Annotated in this window: 1 protein-coding gene; it reads right to left on the bottom strand. The window is 44.1% G+C overall.

The features are described from left to right. Positions 1–192: 192 nt before the first annotated feature. Positions 193–458, bottom strand: a 266-nt coding sequence (locus VT06_RS17345) for an HIT domain-containing protein (RefSeq protein ID WP_046555585.1), incomplete at its 5' end; no start/stop codon positions are given.

Raw genomic sequence — 458 nt, 5'->3', positions numbered from 1 at the left:
TGATCGCACCCAACAAACTGCAGATCACCCAGTGCATATTCACTATCCAGAAGGTTGGTATTTAAAAGGCTTAATTTTACGCGCTATGGATTAGCACGCAAATAAAAGCCAGCAGTAGAAACGCTGTGTCATTACTAAAACGGCCATTGAGCGCATATTAAGCACAACTCAATGGCCATTTTTTATCGCCGCTTAGGCTTCAACCGGATTGTGTTTAATACGTTCTTGATAGGGTGGCCAACCTAGCGGCTTGCCTGCAAGCATATGCACATGAATATGGTAAACCGTTTGCCCACCGAACTCATTGCAGTTCATTACTAAACGATAACCTTCACTGGCATAGCCGTTCTGCCGAGCAATTTCGCTGGCTACCCAATACAAATGCCCCACTAACTCGCGTTGTTCTTGGCTAATATCATTTACCGTAGCAATTGCCTGCTTTGGAATAATTAACACGT

It is taken from the genome of Arsukibacterium sp. MJ3, from assembly GCF_000987765.1.
Lineage (GTDB): Bacteria > Pseudomonadota > Gammaproteobacteria > Enterobacterales > Alteromonadaceae > Alishewanella.
The sequence above is the reverse complement of the archived record's forward strand: the minus strand, read 5'-3'. Positions and strand labels throughout refer to the sequence as shown.